The organism is uncultured Helicobacter sp., assembly GCF_947367035.1.
In the GTDB taxonomy this organism is placed as follows: domain Bacteria; phylum Campylobacterota; class Campylobacteria; order Campylobacterales; family Helicobacteraceae; genus Helicobacter_D.
The window spans coordinates 13,979-31,158 of record NZ_CANBCA010000005.1; the positions used below are offsets into that span (position 1 = coordinate 13,979).

The window sequence follows — 17,180 nt, forward strand, 5'->3', positions numbered from 1 at the left end:
AACAAAATTATAGGAGTTATTAATGGAAACAAGGTTATTTTTAATTTATCAAAGATTTGAAAATTGGTTTTTTAGTTTTTTGCCAAACTTTATCAGTGCGTTGGCTATTTTAGTCATTGGCTACTATCTTTCTAAGTTTTTGTCAAAATATATTTCAAAAATTGTTATTAAAACAACAAGTGATGAAACCTTAGGAGAGTTTTTAAAAAATGTTGTATTTGTAGGAGTTTTAATTCTGACCATTATTACTGCACTTTCAAATTTAGGTGTACAAACAACTTCTATCATTGCTGTTTTAGGAACAGCGGGTTTAGCGATTGCACTTTCTTTGAAAGATTCTTTGTCTAACTTGGCAAGTGGAATATTGCTAGTGGTTTTGCGTCATTTTAACAAAGGTGATACGATTTCTGTTGGTTCAGTTACAGGGAAAGTAGATTCTATTAATTTATTCCAAACTAAACTTACAACACCCGATAATCAGGTGGTAATTTTGCCAAATTCTAGTATCGTTAGTGCGCCAATTACTAATGTAAATGCGAATGCAACACGTCGAATGGATTTGATTTTTGGCATTGGTTATGCAAGTGATTTGCAAAAGGCAAAGCAAATTTTAGAGGAAATTTTAAAAGAAGATGAGTTTATCTTAGATGAGCCTGCGCCTGTTATAGGCGTGAATGCTCTTAATTCTAGTAGTGTGGATTTGATTGTGCGTTTTTGGGTAAAAAGTGAAGATTTTTTCAAATCCAATATCATTATACAGCAAAAGGTTAAAATGCGTTTTGATGAAGAAGGAATTGAGATTCCTTATAATAAATTAGACATTAACCTAAATCAAGCTTTAGGAAATAAGCAATAATGCAAATTATTGGTGCGGATTTTGTAGTTCTTTGTGATGCAGAATTTCGTATCCTCAAACAAGGGGGAATTTGTTTTAATACTCAAGAAATTTTGGCAGTGGATTCTTATCAAAACTTATGTGAGCAATATCAAGGGATTCCAGCCCAATACTTTGAATCTTGTGCAATTACACCAGCCCTAGCCAATTTACATTTGCATTTAGAGTTTAGTCAAAATGAGGGATTGCTTCATTTTGGGGAGTTTGGGAAGTGGCTTGATAGTGTGATTGAGAATCGTGAAGTGCTAATGCAAGAAAAATTAACAGGTGTTAGTCTAAAGACTGCAATGCAACAAGGAATTCAAGAATGTTTGCAAAGTGGAGTTGGATTTGTAGGGGCAGTTTCAAGCTATGGGTATGATTTGAACGTTTTAGCGGATTCTCCTTTGCGTGTGCTTTATTTTAACGAAGTGATTGGTTCAAAGGTAGAATCTTTAGATATTTTATTTCAAAACTTCTTGATGCGTTTAGAAGATTCTAAATCTATCCCAAGTAGGAACTTAATTCCAGCCATTGCAATCCATTCGCCTTATTCTGTCCATTCAAAATTATTAGAAAAAGTCCTGCAAATTGCAACAAAGGAAAAATTACCTTTAAGTGTGCATTTTTTGGAATCCTTTGAAGAAAAGGAATGGTTAGAATCTGGCAAAGGATACTTTCAAGAGTTTTTTAAAAAGTTTTTTGGGAATAAAGTAACACCTTTTTATACTATGCAAAGCTTTTTAGAATTTTTTAAAGATATACAAAATACCTATTTTGTGCATTGTTTGGAGGCAGATTCGTCAGTGTTAGAAAAAATTGCTAAATTACAAGGCAAAATCATTACTTGCCCAAAATCTAATCGTTTGTTAAACTCTAAATTTTTAAATATCAGTGCATTGAAAAAATATGGGATTCCATTTTGTTTAGGAACAGATGGCAAAAGCTCTAATAATACACTTTGCTTACTAGATGAGTTACGCATTGCTTTGTTTGCTTATCCTAGCGAGACATTGGAATCTTTGGCAAGAGAATTGTTGCTTAGTGTAACGCGTAACGCATTTTTAAATACTCCTTTCAAGCTTGGCACTTTACAAGTTGGAAACTTAGCAGATTTTGCCCTCTTTAAGATACCAAAGACAAAAGAGTTTTTAGCACAGAATTTGATATTATATGCAAAAGAAGCAATGGCGCTTTATATTAATGGAGTTGAGGTTTTAAAAAGAGATGCAAAAGTTAGCAATTTTTAGAGAATATGATATTCGTGGAATTTATAATGAGGATTTAACGCAAGAAAATGTTATTCGTATCGGCTATCTTTTAGGATTAGAGCTACAAAAGCGTGGAGGTAAAACTCTAGGAGTGGGATATGATGCACGTGTGCATTCAGAAGTTATTTTTGATTGGTTTTGTCAAGGGGTATTTGCAAGCGGAGCAGTCGCTTATAATCTAGGTATGATTCCAACACCTGTTGGCTATTTTGCTTTGTATAGTGAGTTTAAAATAGAATCCAAAACTTTGCAACTTGGTGGAAGTGTGATGATTACAGGCTCACACAATCCACCCAAGTATAATGGCTTTAAGATTACACTTTGCAAAAAGCCATTTTTTGGTGATGAAATTTATGCGTTAGAAAAAGATTTCTATGCTCTTTCTTTTGAGGAAGTTGCACATAAGATTCCAACTAATACCACACCACAAAGATTAAATGTATTAGATTTATATATTGATTATTTGACGAATGCGTTTGCGCATTTAAGAGGATTAGATTTACCAATCTCTATTGATTGTGGTAATGGAATCGCAGGGATTGGAATCGCAAGGATTTTGGAGGGTTTAGGGATTCCGTTTAAAGGCTTGTTTTTGAATCCAGATGGTAATTTCCCTAACCACCACCCAGACCCTAGCGAAGAAAAAAATCTACAAGACCTTAAAAAAGAAGTTGCCAAAGCGGGTGGGATTGGATTTGCTTTTGATGGAGATGGCGATAGATTGGCAGTGATTAAGCAAACACAAAATGGAGAAAAAGTTTATAAAGGCGATGAATTGGCAATTATTTTTGCGCATACGATTCCAAACCCCATTGTAATTGGTGAAGTGAAATGTTCGTTAAATATGTATGAAAGTATTGATAAAATCGGACAAAGCATTATGTATAAAACTGGGCATAGTAATCTTAAAATAAAGTTGAAAGAAAGTGGTGCGCATATGGCTTTTGAAGTGAGTGGGCATATCTTTTTTAATGATAGATATTTTGGGTTTGATGACGCAACTTATGCTGCATTGCGTGTGCTGGAATTGCTTAAAAAGAGTGGTTTAGCATTTGATAAAGTGCTGGAGTCTTTGCCTAAATTGTATTCTACAAATGAAATAAAGATTAAAACAAGTGAGGAAAAAAAATTTGTTTTGGTAGAAAGATTAAAAGAATATTTAAGTGATGTCTCTAAACTCCCTAGAAATTTCCCTAAAATCATTGAAATAATTACAATAGATGGGGTGCGTGTTGTTTTTGAAAATGGTTGGGGGCTTGTGCGTTCTAGTAACACTACACCCGTGCTAGTAACGCGTTTTGAAGCCAAAAGTGAGGAGGCTTGCAAGGCTTATCAAAGCGCACTTTTAGAATTACTAGATTCTATTTGCAAGGAGTCTTAATGGAACAAATTATCCTTAAATCCCCTTTGGATATGCACTTGCATTTGCGTGATGGGGAGATTTTAAAGAGTGTTGTAAAATATACTGCGCAAAGTTTTAGTGGTGCGCTTGTTATGCCAAACTTGAATCCACCCCTACTGAATGTAGATTCCGCACTTGCCTACCAAAAGAGAATTTTAGAAGTATGTGATGATAAAAGTTTTAATCCGATGATGTCCTTATATTTAACAGAGAGTTTAGATAGAGCAGAACTTCAAAAAGCAAAAGAAAGAGGAATTAGATTTATTAAACTTTATCCTAAAGGAGCGACAACAGGAAGTGAAAGCGGAGTGAGCGAAGTTCTGAATACAAAAATTTTAGAGATTTTGGAAATAGCGCAAGAGTTAGGATTGGTTTTAAGTATTCACGGGGAAAGTAATGGTTTCGTTTTGGAGCGCGAAGTGGAATTTCATATCATATTTGCAAAACTTGCGCAAACTTTTCCACATCTAAAAATTATTTTTGAACATTTGAGTGATTGTCGTTCTATTGACCTTGTAGAAAAATATCCCAATCTCTATGCTACGCTCACTTTACATCATATTAGTTTGAGTTTAGATGATGTGATTGGTGGCGCACTCAATCCACATACTTTTTGCAAACCAATTTTAAAAACTCCAAAAGATAGGGACGCACTATTGCAACTTGCTTTAAGTGCGCATAAAAAATTCTCTTTTGGGAGTGATTCTGCGCCACATTTACAAACAAGTAAAGAAAGTGCCAAAGGAGCAGCAGGAATTTTTAGTTCACCAATTCTTTTGCCTGCATTGGCAACTCTTTTTGATGCACACAAAAGGCTAGAGAATTTAGAACAATTTATAAGTGGCAATGCGCAAAGAATCTATGGAATAGAAGAGGCAAAAAAACAAGTTGTGCTTGTCAAGAAACCAATGGTTGTGCCACAAAATATAGAAGGTATTGTGCCGTTATATGCTGGGAAAACATTAAATTGGAGTTTGGCTTAATGTCAAAAGTTGCAGTATATCCTGGCACTTTTGACCCTATTACCAATGGACATTTGGATATTATTGAGCGTGCTTGTAAGCTTTTTGATGGATTGATTATTGCAGTTGCAAGGTCTAGTCGTAAAAATCCTTTGTTTTCGCTTGATGAACGTGTTAAAATGGTGCATTTAGCCATTAAGGAATCTCAAAATATTTCTTGTCAAGTTAAGGTTTATCCTTTTGAAAATTTGATTGCAGAGTTTGCAAAAGAGCAACAAGCAAAAATCCTTGTGCGCGGGCTTAGGGCTGTGAGTGATTTTGAATACGAATTACAAATGGGCTATGCCAATGCGTCTTTGAATCGTGAGTTAGAAACAATTTATCTTATGCCCTCACTTCAGAATGCTTTTATAAGCTCCACGGTGGTGCGTTCTATTCTGCTACACGGGGGGGAGATTGCGCATTTAGTACCTTTTTCTGTTAAAGATTATATTATGGAATCCAATGTTTGTGATTCTTTGCCTAAAGGCTTTTAAATGTATTGTGCCATAGAAGGGATTGATACAAGTGGAAAAAGCACACAAATTGCTTCTTTGAAAGAAGTTTTTAAAGAAGCAATTTTTACCTTTGAGCCCGGTGCAACAGAGATTGGTAAAGAGATTCGTAAAATCCTGCTTGAATGTGATTTAGCTTTGAATCCAAAAGCAGAGATGTTGTTGTTTCTTGCTGATAGGGCAGAACATAGTGAAAAAATCCTAAAGCCAAACAGACAACAATTGATTATTAGTGATAGAAGTTTGATTTCTGGAATTGCTTATGCGATAGAATTTGATATTGAAAGCTTGCTTGATTTTAATCTCTTTGCTACTAATGGGATTTTGCCAGATAAAGTAGTTTTGCTAGAAATTACGGAGGAGGTGTTGCAAAAAAGGTTAGCACAAAAGGGAGCAGATAAAATAGAAAAACGCGGAATCCCTTATCTTCTTAAACTTCAAGAACGTTTAAAACAAACGATTACAAGATTAGAGGTGGAATCTCTTATTCTACCAGCAGATTTACCGCAAACTGCAATTACCTCAAAAATTGTGGATTTTATTAAGCAATAATGCGTTGCTTACTTTGTGGAACTTGGACTTTTTCTACTCTTTGTAAAGATTGTTTCAATGCAATTAAGATTGCTCCAAAATGTAGAGAAATTAAACATTTTAAAATTTATAGTTTTTTTGCATTCAGTGAGATTGAATATTTGTTGCGTAGCAAATATCAAAGGATTGGTAGTAAAATCTATGGAATCTTGGCAAAAAAAGCAGCACAATATTTAAAAAAATCTTTGGAGATTCCATTAGAAGTCTATGGTGTGGGAGTTGATGATAAAGTCAGCGCACAAGGTTATGCCCACAATGCAATTTTTTTGTATCATTTAAAATATGTTGGACTAAAACCACTTTATCGGACATTATACGCTAGAAATATGGTGTCGTATGCAGGAAAAAGCCTAGAGTTTCGTCAATCTAATCCACGCAATTTTTATTTAAAACGCGAAGTAATGGGCAAAGAAATCATATTAATAGATGACATTGTAACCACAGGTTTAACACTAACAGAGGCAAAAGAATTCTTAGAATCCAAAGGAGCAAAAGTTTTAAATGCTTTTGTCCTAGCAGACGCTAGAAATTAGATAAATCTATATTTTGTATGCTAAGAATTTCATCAAAAGCTAATTAATCCGTATCTTTCATTAAATTGTCTTTAGCAACTTGAGGTAGTTTAGCCAAAAAGTTTCCCATATTAAAATCAACCCCCTGATTCGTTGCTTCAGTAACAAGAGCAATAGATTTTTTAGAATTAAAAGGGCTTAAAGGGTGATAAGGTTCAAAAAGACAATTTGTAACCGCCAAGGCATAAGCATTCTTTTTGATTTCTTGAGATGCGGCGTGTGGATTTTCAATATGGGTAATACTTTGAACTAAACGTTCATCAAACTTCCAATAATCAAATAAGAATCCCAAGAAAGACACGTGATCCACACCACAATATTGGTTTTCTAATTCAGATACATTTTGAAAATTCTGTGCTTTGTTTTTACTTAAAAACTCTTCCGCTTTACCCGATTTTAAAAGTATATTTGCAAGTAAAATCATTCCTAAGCGCAGTAACATTGCACAAGGCACAAGTTCATTTGAAAGTGCCTTATCTTCTTCTTGTAGCCAAGTGGAAATGAAATCTACTTCATTAGAACAATTCGCTAGAAAAAATCCTGTGTCTAGTCCATAAGGAGAAACATCAATAGAAAAATTGGATTTAATAGAGTTTGCTAAAATGACATTTTTAATGTTGCTTATTCCTAGTAAAGAAACCACCTGCTGAATGGTAGAAACTTGATGAGAAAATCCATAAAATGGAGAGTTTGCAAGGCGTAAAAGTTCACCAATTAATAAAGGGTCTTTAGAAATAATAGCTACGACTTTACTAATCTCTAAGTCTGCCCCACTAGAATCAACATATTCCTGTAGTTCCATCACGGTTTTAGGGAGTGGTGGGAGGTCGTTAATAGTCTCTAAAAGTAAAGGATTCATTGAAAACTTCCTAAGCATTAAGAATTTTTATAATAAACCCTTTATTCTATAGTATTTTTAGTAAAACATTACTTTATTAAAGAGATTAAATTTCAAAAATGAGATAAAATTATCAATAAATGGTAAAATAATGAGAAATTTTAAGGAGATTTTATGCGTTTTGGAAAAATTGATTATCTTAATCTTTTGCCTTTTGAAGCTTTTATACGCACATATCCAAAACCATCGTGTTTCCAATTATTTTATAATAAAAAAAAATCTTATCCTGTTAAATTAAATCACGAATTTTTATTTGGACGCATTGATGCAGGATTTGTATCCTCTATCACGGCACTTCGGGCAAGAAATGAACGGTTTAAACCCTCCAGGATTGGAATTGTAGCGCGAAAAGAAGTTTTAAGTGTAATTTGTCTCCCACAACAAAGAGGAGAAGATTATCAATCCGCAACTTCCAATGCACTTTTAAAAGTCTTAGGATTGAAAGGGCGTGTATTGATTGGAGATAGAGCTCTTGTAGAAGTCTTAAAGCAAAAAAGCGAAAATAAAAAAGATTATATAGATTTAGGAAAATTTTGGGTAAATAAGGAGCATTTACCTTTTGTTTTTGGAAGATTATGTGTAAAAAAGAATCATAGATTTTATGAGAAATTAGTTCAGGCTTTTTATAGAAAACGCGTCAAGATTCCATATTTTTTGTTAGACAATGCTGCATTAAAAAGTGGAATCTCAAAATATGAAATCTTAAAATATCTTGAGGTATTGTCCTATAAAATAGACAAAAAGGCAAATTTTGGAGTAGAAAGATTCTATCGGAGTTTAAGGATTTTAAGGATTAAAGCTCCACAAAGGTTTAAAAACAAGGATTTATGTTATAAATTGCCACAATTTCATCAGTAGAATTTGTAATAAGAGCGAATTGCCCAATAGATTGCAAGATAATGCAAACTAGCGAGGTTAATCCATAATCTTTGAATCTTTTTCTCTTATTCATCTTTACAAGCTTAATGAATTGAATCAATTAAAGAATTGTTGTTTAGATGCTATTTGATGAATAAAAAAATCTTTAAGCAAATGAAAATATGATTTAATAAAAAATGCAGGTTATTTTTACTATAATAATCCCTTTTATTTTAAATTTGCCCAAAAAGTGGGTTTTAGGAGTAGCGATGGAGCAAACATTGTCCATTATCAAGCCTGATGCGGTGAAGAAAAATGTAATTGGGAAAATTATTGACCGCTTTGAGAGCAATGGTTTAAAAATTGTAGCAATGAAAAAAGTCAGATTAAGCCGATGCGATGCAAAAGATTTCTATGCAGTGCATAAAGAGCGTCCTTTTTTTGGTGAGTTGGTAGATTTTATGGTAAGCGGACCCGTTGTAGTGATGGTGCTTGAGGGTTTGAATGCAGTAGCAAAAAACCGCGAATTAATGGGTTCAACTAATCCAAAAGAAGCAGCAGCTGGCACAATTCGTGCAGATTTTGCAGAGAGTATTGATGCTAATGCAGTGCATGGAAGTGATAGCTTGGAAAATGCAAAAAAGGAAATCGCATTTTTCTTTGCAACAAGAGAAATTTGCTAATTAATGTACCAAGTATCCTTTGCAAAAACTTTTCAAGCTTGCAAAAACGGAGAGAAATTTCCCTTTTGCATTGAAAAAGATCAAGTAAAATTAGAAGGCAGTTTATCCTATGATACATCTCATCCTAAGAGATTAAAGTTAAATGGAATCTTAAGCGGAAGTATGACTCTTGTTTGTGATTTAAGTGGAGAAGAGTATGAAAAGACCTTAGAAGAGGCTTTAGAGTTTTATTTAAGTGATGAGATAGTGCATTTAGATTGCTTTGAAGAATTGGTAGAATGCAAAGAGGGCAACATTGATTTTGAGGAAATTTTATATAGTGAATTAGAGATGATTCGCTGTGATTATCATACAAAAGAAGATAAATAATCTATAAGGAGTAAGAAATGGCAGTGCCAAAGAGACGTGTGAGTAAAACAAGAGCAGCAAAAAGAAGAACACATTATAAAATTACATTAGCAGTTCCTGTAAAAGATAAAGATGGCACTTGGAAAATGCCTCATCGTGTAAATAAATTTACTGGAAAATACAAAAATAATTAGTTGGAATTTTAAAAATGAAAATCGCCGTTGATGCAATGGGGGGAGATTTTGGCTCTTCCCCGCTTGTGCAAGGTGCTTTACAAGCATTGAAGGAACGCAGTTTTACTCTTGTGCTTGTAGGGGATAAGCAAGTCATTACGCCCTTAATTCCCTCTGAATATGAGCAAAAAGTAGAAATTGTGCATTGCACAGATTTTATTACAATGGAGGAGGGTGCAACTTCCGCACTAAAGCGTAAAGAAAGCTCCATTTATCTTGCAATAGAAATGCTTAAAAATAAGCAAGTTGATGCGGTGGTCTCTGCTGGACATAGTGGAGCGACAATGAGCCTTGCTACTTTAAAAATTGGACGTTTAGAGGGCATTTCACGTCCTGCTATTTGCACACTTATGCCACGAATAGACGCAAATAAAAGTTTAGTAGTAGATGCAGGAGCAAATGTAGATTGTAAGCCAGAAAATCTCTTTGAATTTGGGATTATGGGCTGTGAATACGCAACTACTATTTTAAATTATCCCAAAGCAAGAATTGGTTTGTTGGCAAATGGTGAGGAAGAGTGCAAGGGTAATGAAATCACAAAAGCAGCTTTTGATCTTTTGAAAAAACACCCCAATTTTATTGGGAATATAGAGGGTAATAATATTTTTGATGCGAATGTAGAAGTGATTGTATGTGATGGGTTTGTTGGTAATGTTGTATTAAAGACAAGTGAGGGAGTGGCGGATTCCATTATCTTTTTGTTAAAAAAATATATTAAATCTTCACCTATTGGAATCTTTGGAGCATTGTTTATGAAAAATGTCTTTAAAAAGCTTAAAAAACAAATTGACTATGCCGAATATGGCGGAGCACCACTTCTAGGTGTGAATGGCAATGTAATTATCTGCCACGGAAAAAGTAATGCAAAAGCGATGAAGAATGCAATATTCCAAGCAATCTTAGCGATTGAGAGCAATGTGAATCATAGAATCTTAAGTGCTTTAGAGCGATATAAAACCTAAAATGAAAGAAAAACGATGGATAAGCCAATTTATGCAACTTTAAATTCCATTAGTGCTTATGTTCCTAGTAAAGTCATTACGAATGAGGATTTGTCTAAAATCGTTGAAACGAGTGATGAATGGATAACTAAACGCACGGGTATTAAAGAAAGGCGGTTTGCAGCAAATAATGAAGCAACAAGTGATTTAGCGACTAAAGCAGCAAAAGTAGCAATAGAACGTGCCAAAATAGATATAGAATCCATAGATGCTGTCATCGTAGCAACTATTTCTCCAGATTTTTTTTGTATGCCTTCTACCGCGTGTGTAGTAGCAAACAATCTAGGGATCATTAATAAACCCGCCTTTGATATTTCAGCGGCTTGTAGCGGGTTTATTTATATCCTTTCTCTTGCTAAAGCTTTCATAGAATCTAAAACTTATAGAAATATTTTAATTATTGGAGCAGAGAAGCTTTCAAGTATTTTAGATATGCAAGACCGCAGCACTTGCGTTTTGTTTGGTGATGGAGCAGGAGCGGCAATTATTGGCACAACACAAGATAAAGACCTTAGTGTATTAGATGTGCAATGTGCATCAAATGGGCAGTATCAGGATTTATTAATGACACCAGGTTGTGGGAGTCGCTATCCTGCAAGTATTGAAGTATTACAAGAACGTTTGCAGTTTATGAAGATGAAAGGCAATGAAACTTTTAAGATTGCGGTTAAGACTTTGACAAAAGATGTGATAGAAATTTTGAAGAAGAACCACTTATCAAAAGAAGAAATTGATTTTTTTATTCCTCACCAAGCGAATTTACGTATTATCTCTGCAGTAGGAGAAGCGTTGGGATTCTCAAGTGAAAAAGTTGCAATTATTGTGCAAAAATATGGTAATACTTCTGCGGCTTCTATTCCTATGGCGATGAATGATTTGTATGAAAGTGGTCAAATCAAACAAGGTTCAAAACTTCTTTTGGACGCTTTTGGTGGTGGTCTGACTTGGGGTTCAGCAATTTTGACTTTTAATGGACAATAGAAAATTCAGTAAAGCCAATTTTCTATTGTCCATTAAAACTGCAAAAATGAAGCAACCATAGCATAGATTTCATTTATGAGATTGCATTGTGTTAATTTAAAGTATGTGTGAATGATTTTAGGCAAAGAATTAGGATTATGTTGCTTTGCCAACTAATCTAGCTACTAAAGCAAATGTAGAATCTTTGATATGCGGGATTAAAGTCTCTTCATAAAATAAAATTTCTAAATTTAAAAAGGCGTGTAAAAGTTCGTTTTTGTGCAATAAATGGTTGGAATCTTGCACAAAAGCATTGTAGGATTCTATCTCACTTCTAGCAAAAGTTTCAAACACTAAGATTCCACCTTTTTTAAGTCCCTCACGTATAAAGGGAAATAATCTACGCTCTAAAAAATAACTATTACAAATCAAATCATAGTGATGAGGTGGAATCTTAAAGGTATCCAAATCTTCGCAAAATGCGTGAATATTATGTTCATTTTGTAAAGAATGGATAGCAAAGTTTGAAATATCCACACTTTCTACATAGAATCCATAATCTCGCATAAAGCGCGAGTTGCGTCCCATTCCACAAGCAATATCTAAAGCCTTAAGGTTTTTTTGCGGTTGTATTCGCGTGATATATTGTTTTAAAAGATCTAAAGGCTGATTAGGAAAAGGATTTTCTTGGTAGCGAAGATTCCATTTGGTTTGGTCGCTTTGCATTAGTCACAATATCTCTTTAAAATTTCATTATAAGAATCAATGCGCCTATCGCGTAAAAAAGGCCAAATCCTGCGCACTTCTTCGCTTCTTTGTTTGTCCCATTCAAAGTATAAAACCTCTTCTTTTTCTACACTTCCAAGCGCAAGTAATTCGCCTTGTGCTCCATAGGCAAAGCTAGAACCCCAAAAGGTAATTCCCTCCATTATTCCACTACTATCACTCTCAAAGCCTACGCGATTAATAGTTGCAATAGGGATTCCATTTGCTACACTATGTCCGCGTTGCACAGCCATCCAAGCTTCTCTTTGCCGTTCCTTTTCATCAGGTTTATCGCTATTAAACCAACCAATTGCCGTAGGGTAGATTAGAATCTCTGCACCCTTTAACGCCATAATACGTGCTGCTTCAGGATACCATTGGTCCCAACATATTAGCACACCAAGTTTGCCTAAGCTTGTATGAATGGGGGTGAAATCTAAATCACCAGGTGTAAAATAAAATTTTTCATAGAATCCTGGGTCATCTGGAATGTGCATTTTGCGATATTTTCCAGCAACACTTCCATCGTTTTCAAACACTACGGCGGTATTGTGATAAAGACCAGCACTTCTGCGTTCAAAAAGTGAAGTTACTAGCACGATTTTATTATTTTTGGCAATTTGACTAAAATATTCGCAATCTGCTTCAAAACTCAATGCGTAATCAAAAAAATTGACATTTTCACTTTGGCAAAAATACTCATTCGTGTGAAGTTCTTGCAATAAAACTAATTGCGCTCCATTTTTAGCAGATTCTTTTATCATTCGCGCACTCGTTTGTTGTGTCGCGGGTTTGTTGCCTTTATAGGATTGTTGGATTAGGGCTACTTTAATTTTGGATTCCATTAAAACTCCTTAATACCCTTCGTCTTCGTAGTCGCTATCGCTACTATCATAATCATCTTCATCATAAAGAAATTTATCGCTATCTTCGTAATTTGAATCATAGCCATCATATTCTTCATCTTCAAAGTCTTCCTCGCTTTCAAAAGCTTTTGAAAAAATTTGCATTATTTGTCCTTTTTTAAAATGATTGTGATTGCCTCGCTTGCTAGACGCAATCCAAAACTAGCAGTTACTCCGCTGAAACTACCAAGTTCTTTGCATTTCGGATCTTCTGGGCTAAAAGCTACCATAAAATCTCCTTTAAATCCTTGTTTTTTTAACCCCTCACGAAATTTTCTCGCGAATTTATCTCCATAACTTTTCCAAATGGGTGCGAATTGGATTTGCGAGGGGTCTAGTTTTTTTGCACTTCCCATAGAAGAAAGTAAATAAGGTTTTGTAGAATCTTTTGGTTTGTTGGCTATTTTGAGTGCAAGTGCAATTTTTGCCTCTATATCATCAATCGCGTCTATGACAATATCATAAGCATTAAAGTTAAAATTATCAATAAACTCTTGTGTAATTTTAGAATCTAGCGCAAGAATACCTTTGTATTTATTGGCTAGAATTGCGACTTTTTTATGCCCAATGCCTTCAAATGATCCAATTTGGCGATTCTGATTGCTTTCTTCAAAACAATCATTATCTACAATACAGATTGTGCCAATTCCTGTGCGATAGAGACAATCTAGCGCAAAGCTTCCAACGCCTCCTACGCCAAGTAATAAAATTTTAGCATTTTGGAGTTTTTTGAATCCCTCTTCTTTAAATAAAGGCAAAGTTCTAGCAAAACGTTTTTGGTTCATTAATCTAAGTCTCCATTGATCCAATTTTCCAAAGTGCGCAAACGATTCCTTGCGGTAAAGTCTAAAGTGATAGGGCTAATAGAAACATAGCCTTTCATTATTGCATTAAAGTCCGAAGTTTCATTATTTGTGCGTTCTTGCCAAGCTAGGGGATGTAAGCCCAACCAATAATATTCTTCCCCACGTGGATTGCGATGCACGTGTGCATCATTCCCATAAGTGCGGATTCCAAGTTCTGTGATTTTGAAGCCTTTGCAATCTTTGGCAGGAATTTGTGGAATATTGACATTGAGAAATTCCCTTTCTTGCAAGGGATAATGGTTCTCTAGGATTCTTTTTGCAAGTCGAAAAATGCTTTGCTTTGCTAAAGCAAAATCAAATCCAAAGTAATTTTTATCCTGCAAAACTTGTGAAATTGCAATAGATGGAATTCCGTGCAACGCCCCTTCCATTGCTGCACTTGCTGTGCCAGAATAGCTCACATCCTCACCCATATTAGAGCCAATATTAATGCCACTTACAATTAAATCAGGCATAAATCCTTCTTGATAGAGTGCATTTAAAGAAAGATAAATGCAGTCTGTGGGGCTTCCGTCTTCTAATTTATAAAAGTCATCTTCTATCTTAATAAACCGCATAGGACGTGTGAGGGTCATACAATGCCCACAGGCAGATTTTTCGCTTGCAGGTGCTACAATCATAATGTGTCCAAGTGGGCTTAAGGCTTCTTTAAGTGCCAAAAGTCCGGGAGATTGATAGCCATCATCGTTAGTTAATAAAATGCGTTTCATTGAAAGAACCTTTAAAAATAATGACTTAAAAGCGTATTGAAGATTTTTTCTACTTTTAATGCCTTCAATTGTGCTTTAATAGAGTTTTCAAGGTTTTTTGCTTCTAGCTTTGCACCCTCTAAACCTAGTAGATTTACATAGCTATTTTTTATACTATCTTGGTGTGTAGGTTTGCCAGCTTCTTGCTCACTTTGTGTTGCATCAATAATGTCATCACGAATTTGGAAAAACAATCCTAAATCTAGCCCTAATGCATAAAGAATCTTACAAGTTTTTTTATCACACTCTGCAAGGATTCCGCCCATTTGCAAACTTGCTGCAATGAGCTTGGCTGTTTTGTTTAAATGAATGGTTTTTAATTGTTTAAGTGGGAGATTTTGACGTTCAAAGTGGCAATCTAATGCTTGTCCTAGCACCATACCATAGATTCCACCATTATAACTTAGAGATTGTATTAATTTGACTTTGATTTTTGGTTTTAATTTTGCTTTTGTTAAGAGATAAAATGCGTGAGTGTTTAATCCATCACCTACTAAAATTGCGCTTGTTTCATCGTATTTTGTGTGTAATGTTTGGCAACCTCTACGTAAGGTTGCATTATCCATCGCGGGCAAATCATCATGGATAAGCGAATAAGTGTGTAAAATTTCTATTGCAAGTGCAGGGGCAAAAGCCTTTTCTATCATTTTTGGTTTATAACTTGCTACAACACTTAAAAGCAATTTGGGTCGGAATCTTTTACCTCCATTTAAAACCATTTCCCATAAAGCGGTTTCAAAATAAGGGTGAAAACTAGCGACTTTAGGGACTTGCTTAATAAGATAGTGTTCAAATCTATCAAAGACTAAAGGCATTAGATTCATTTAAAAGTCCTTGTATAATGCTTTCTTGTGTTTGGATAGGTTGCTTCTGATTGACATTAATAAAAAACTGGAAATCATCACGCGAAATCAACCATTTTTGTGTCTTATCTGGGTATCTACCCAGTAAGTGAATAATTGCATCATAGCCTTTAGGAACGGCTTGTTGATTCACGCGTAAAACTTTATCACCCACTTTTAAACGTTCAAAGCCATTTTTGGCATAGGGTGCAACAGAGGTAATCACAAAATCGCTATTGATTTCAATTCCTACACGTCCTAAAAAATCTTCTTTTAAGAGCATTCCACCACGTCTTTTATCCACGCGCACTTGTAGTTCCATAACCGTTCCATTGCGTGATATACGCACAGGCACGATTTCTCTTTCTTTTAAATCAAAAACAACACGATTAAAATGCGCAACATTTGGAATCGCTTCTCCATTAATCATCATAATCTCATCTCCATAAACAAAAGGATTTGCTGGGAAAAAGGGGTCAATTAGATTCACTTCTACTTTGTCATCATTATTTTGAAACACACGCACACCAATATCACCATAATAGATAGAATCACTATGGATAAAACGTTCCAAATAATCTTTTTCAATAAATTCATTTTTACCAATCCCGATTCCATAAATATGGTCGCAAACCGTGCTAATAAGACTATTTGGAAAGGTTGGGGTATTAAGAGTTGCGTAATCAATAGGACTTTGCATGCGCGTTTGGATTTTGCCACTTACCCCCTCTAGTGGTAGGATACTTGCCATCTCATCTTCTAGGATTTCTTTATGAATTGCACGCAAAGAAATTGGCAATAATTCGCTTTTAGATTCCAATAAATACATACCTAAAAAAGGGTCATGTTTTAAAATTTTATAGCCTTTTGGTGCAGATTTTGGAGAATAGACGAATAAAGCAACTTTAGAAGGGGTTAAGGTTTCGGATTCTGTGGTATTTCCTAGTCGTTTTACCGCAATTCCATAAGTGTTATTTACCCGCTCCATTGAAAACATTGCCTTTTGCTTGCAAGCTTCAAAGTCATAGGCAAAAAGTATCCCATTTAACAACACGATTCCATATCCAAGCCAACAGAATTTTTTCAATCTAGTTAAACTTAACATTATATCCCTTTCAGTGGAAAATCTCCTAAGTTGCCTAGCATACCCATTGCCACCGTCTTGCGATTTGTATCTATACTTTTAAATATATCATTAAATGCGCTAATAAGAAGAATTTGCAGAGATTCTTTATCTTCTAATAAAGAATCATCAATGCTAATATCAATGATTTCACCTTCACCATTAGCACTGATACTCACTAACCCACCACCACTTTTTGCATTGAAAATCAAATTTTTGTTTTCTTCTTGCGCTTCTTTAAGCTTTTCTTGTAGATTGCCAAGTGTTTTGGCAAGTTCTTGTGGGTCAAACATTTTTCAACTCCTTTTTTATCGCAATAATTTGATTTTTTTCATCTACTAGCACGATTTTTGGTGTATAATCAAGAAGTTCTTGTTGATTATATTGTGCATAAGCCATTACAATAATTTTATCTCCCACTTGCACTTTGCGTGCTGCTGCACCATTTAAGCATATATCGCCTTTATTGCCCTCTATGACATAGGTTGAAAATCGCTCACCATTGTTAATATTAACAATATCTACCTTTTGCCCTTCTTGTAGTCCTGCGGCTTTGATGAGTTCAATATCAATCGTGATAGAACCGACATAATTCAAATTGGCATCACTCACGCTTGCGCGATGAATTTTGCTATATAACATCGTTAGATTCAATTCCCTGTCCTTAAAGAATTTTCAAAAATTCAAAAACCTTGTAAATTCTAAGAATTTTAACACATTTTG

Annotated in this window: 23 protein-coding genes; 13 read left to right on the forward strand and 10 right to left on the reverse strand. The window is 34.8% G+C overall.

Annotation, left to right across the window (positions count from 1 at the left end; translation table 11 throughout):
- Positions 1-22 precede the first annotated feature (22 nt).
- The 7 genes from Q0Y61_RS02610 to Q0Y61_RS02640 are packed head-to-tail and all read left to right on the forward strand — an operon-like array spanning position 23 to position 6,187.
- Entirely contained in the window at positions 23-856 is an 834-nt protein-coding gene (locus Q0Y61_RS02610; RefSeq protein ID WP_297810906.1) for a mechanosensitive ion channel domain-containing protein, read from the forward strand.
- Positions 856-2,124, forward strand: coding sequence for an aminofutalosine deaminase family hydrolase (locus Q0Y61_RS02615; protein WP_297810909.1), 1,269 nt, complete (start codon positions 856-858; stop codon positions 2,122-2,124). Before Q0Y61_RS02610 ends, Q0Y61_RS02615 begins: the two co-directional genes overlap by 1 nt.
- The gene (locus Q0Y61_RS02620; RefSeq protein WP_297810912.1) at positions 2,102-3,526 is read left to right on the forward strand and encodes a phosphomannomutase/phosphoglucomutase; all 1,425 of its coding nucleotides are present in this window, start codon (positions 2,102-2,104) and stop codon (positions 3,524-3,526) included. Before Q0Y61_RS02615 ends, Q0Y61_RS02620 begins: the two co-directional genes overlap by 23 nt.
- Positions 3,526-4,530, forward strand: a complete 1,005-nt coding sequence (pyrC, locus tag Q0Y61_RS02625) for a dihydroorotase (protein ID WP_297810915.1) — start codon at positions 3,526-3,528, stop codon at positions 4,528-4,530. The genes Q0Y61_RS02620 and pyrC overlap by 1 nt, the downstream gene beginning before the upstream one ends.
- The gene (gene coaD, locus Q0Y61_RS02630) at positions 4,530-5,045 is read left to right on the forward strand and encodes a pantetheine-phosphate adenylyltransferase (RefSeq protein ID WP_297810918.1); all 516 of its coding nucleotides are present in this window, start codon (positions 4,530-4,532) and stop codon (positions 5,043-5,045) included. Before pyrC ends, coaD begins: the two co-directional genes overlap by 1 nt.
- On the forward strand, positions 5,046-5,615 hold the full coding sequence (tmk, locus tag Q0Y61_RS02635) for a dTMP kinase (protein ID WP_297810921.1): 570 nt from the start codon (positions 5,046-5,048) through the stop codon (positions 5,613-5,615). It begins immediately after the preceding gene.
- Positions 5,615-6,187: a phosphoribosyltransferase family protein gene (locus Q0Y61_RS02640; protein WP_297810924.1), complete on the forward strand. Its 573-nt coding sequence runs from the start codon at positions 5,615-5,617 to the stop codon at positions 6,185-6,187. The genes tmk and Q0Y61_RS02640 overlap by 1 nt, the downstream gene beginning before the upstream one ends.
- A 43-nt stretch (positions 6,188-6,230) precedes the next feature.
- Here the strand turns inward: Q0Y61_RS02640 and Q0Y61_RS02645 are convergent, their stop codons facing one another.
- Entirely contained in the window at positions 6,231-7,085 is an 855-nt protein-coding gene (locus tag Q0Y61_RS02645; RefSeq protein WP_297810926.1) for an HDOD domain-containing protein, read from the reverse strand.
- Positions 7,086-7,238: 153 nt separating this feature from the next.
- Between Q0Y61_RS02645 and Q0Y61_RS02650 the strand changes: the two genes are divergently transcribed.
- The 6 genes from Q0Y61_RS02650 to Q0Y61_RS02675 all read left to right on the forward strand — a co-directional run bounded on the left by Q0Y61_RS02650 (position 7,239) and on the right by Q0Y61_RS02675 (position 11,228).
- Positions 7,239-7,982 (forward strand): MqnA/MqnD/SBP family protein, encoded by a 744-nt coding sequence (locus tag Q0Y61_RS02650; RefSeq protein WP_297810928.1) that lies wholly within the window; start codon positions 7,239-7,241, stop codon positions 7,980-7,982.
- Between the two features lie 269 nt (positions 7,983-8,251).
- Complete coding sequence (gene ndk / locus Q0Y61_RS02655) at positions 8,252-8,665, forward strand: nucleoside-diphosphate kinase (protein ID WP_297810931.1); 414 nt, start codon at positions 8,252-8,254, stop codon at positions 8,663-8,665.
- Positions 8,666-8,668: 3 nt separating this feature from the next.
- Complete coding sequence (locus Q0Y61_RS02660) at positions 8,669-9,034, forward strand: hypothetical protein (RefSeq protein ID WP_297810934.1); 366 nt, start codon at positions 8,669-8,671, stop codon at positions 9,032-9,034.
- Positions 9,035-9,051: 17 nt separating this feature from the next.
- Complete coding sequence (gene rpmF, locus Q0Y61_RS02665) at positions 9,052-9,207, forward strand: 50S ribosomal protein L32 (protein ID WP_115551219.1); 156 nt, start codon at positions 9,052-9,054, stop codon at positions 9,205-9,207.
- Positions 9,208-9,221: 14 nt separating this feature from the next.
- On the forward strand, positions 9,222-10,208 hold the full coding sequence (gene plsX / locus Q0Y61_RS02670; RefSeq protein WP_297810937.1) for a phosphate acyltransferase PlsX: 987 nt from the start codon (positions 9,222-9,224) through the stop codon (positions 10,206-10,208).
- Positions 10,209-10,223: 15 nt separating this feature from the next.
- On the forward strand, positions 10,224-11,228 hold the full coding sequence (locus tag Q0Y61_RS02675) for a beta-ketoacyl-ACP synthase III (RefSeq protein ID WP_297810940.1): 1,005 nt from the start codon (positions 10,224-10,226) through the stop codon (positions 11,226-11,228).
- A 135-nt stretch (positions 11,229-11,363) separates the two neighbouring features.
- Here Q0Y61_RS02675 and Q0Y61_RS02680 read toward each other — a convergent pair whose 3' ends face one another.
- Genes Q0Y61_RS02680 through panD form a run of 9 tightly spaced genes read right to left on the reverse strand, consistent with a single transcriptional unit; the run spans position 11,364 to position 17,111 of the window.
- The gene (locus Q0Y61_RS02680; RefSeq protein ID WP_297810943.1) at positions 11,364-11,933 is read right to left on the reverse strand and encodes a methyltransferase domain-containing protein; all 570 of its coding nucleotides are present in this window, start codon (positions 11,931-11,933) and stop codon (positions 11,364-11,366) included.
- Positions 11,933-12,817, reverse strand: a complete 885-nt coding sequence (locus Q0Y61_RS02685; protein ID WP_297810945.1) for a carbon-nitrogen hydrolase — start codon at positions 12,815-12,817, stop codon at positions 11,933-11,935. The genes Q0Y61_RS02680 and Q0Y61_RS02685 overlap by 1 nt, the downstream gene beginning before the upstream one ends.
- Positions 12,818-12,826: 9 nt before the next feature.
- The gene (locus Q0Y61_RS02690; protein ID WP_297810947.1) at positions 12,827-12,982 is read right to left on the reverse strand and encodes a hypothetical protein; all 156 of its coding nucleotides are present in this window, start codon (positions 12,980-12,982) and stop codon (positions 12,827-12,829) included.
- A complete protein-coding gene (locus tag Q0Y61_RS02695) occupies positions 12,982-13,662 on the reverse strand; it encodes a ThiF family adenylyltransferase (RefSeq protein WP_297810950.1) in 681 nt (226 codons plus the stop codon). The genes Q0Y61_RS02690 and Q0Y61_RS02695 overlap by 1 nt, the downstream gene beginning before the upstream one ends.
- A complete protein-coding gene (gene surE / locus Q0Y61_RS02700; protein ID WP_297810953.1) occupies positions 13,662-14,453 on the reverse strand; it encodes a 5'/3'-nucleotidase SurE in 792 nt (263 codons plus the stop codon). Before surE ends, Q0Y61_RS02695 begins: the two co-directional genes overlap by 1 nt.
- An 11-nt stretch (positions 14,454-14,464) precedes the next feature.
- On the reverse strand, positions 14,465-15,316 hold the full coding sequence (locus tag Q0Y61_RS02705) for a polyprenyl synthetase family protein (protein WP_297810956.1): 852 nt from the start codon (positions 15,314-15,316) through the stop codon (positions 14,465-14,467).
- Complete coding sequence (locus tag Q0Y61_RS02710) at positions 15,291-16,439, reverse strand: PDZ domain-containing protein (protein WP_297810959.1); 1,149 nt, start codon at positions 16,437-16,439, stop codon at positions 15,291-15,293. The genes Q0Y61_RS02705 and Q0Y61_RS02710 overlap by 26 nt, the downstream gene beginning before the upstream one ends.
- Positions 16,439-16,750 carry a YbaB/EbfC family nucleoid-associated protein gene (locus Q0Y61_RS02715; protein WP_297810962.1) on the reverse strand — a complete coding sequence of 104 codons (312 nt, stop codon included), beginning with the start codon at positions 16,748-16,750 and terminating at the stop codon, positions 16,439-16,441. Before Q0Y61_RS02715 ends, Q0Y61_RS02710 begins: the two co-directional genes overlap by 1 nt.
- Positions 16,743-17,111: an aspartate 1-decarboxylase gene (panD, locus tag Q0Y61_RS02720; RefSeq protein ID WP_297810965.1), complete on the reverse strand. Its 369-nt coding sequence runs from the start codon at positions 17,109-17,111 to the stop codon at positions 16,743-16,745. The genes Q0Y61_RS02715 and panD overlap by 8 nt, the downstream gene beginning before the upstream one ends.
- Between the last annotated feature and the right edge of the window lie 69 nt (positions 17,112-17,180).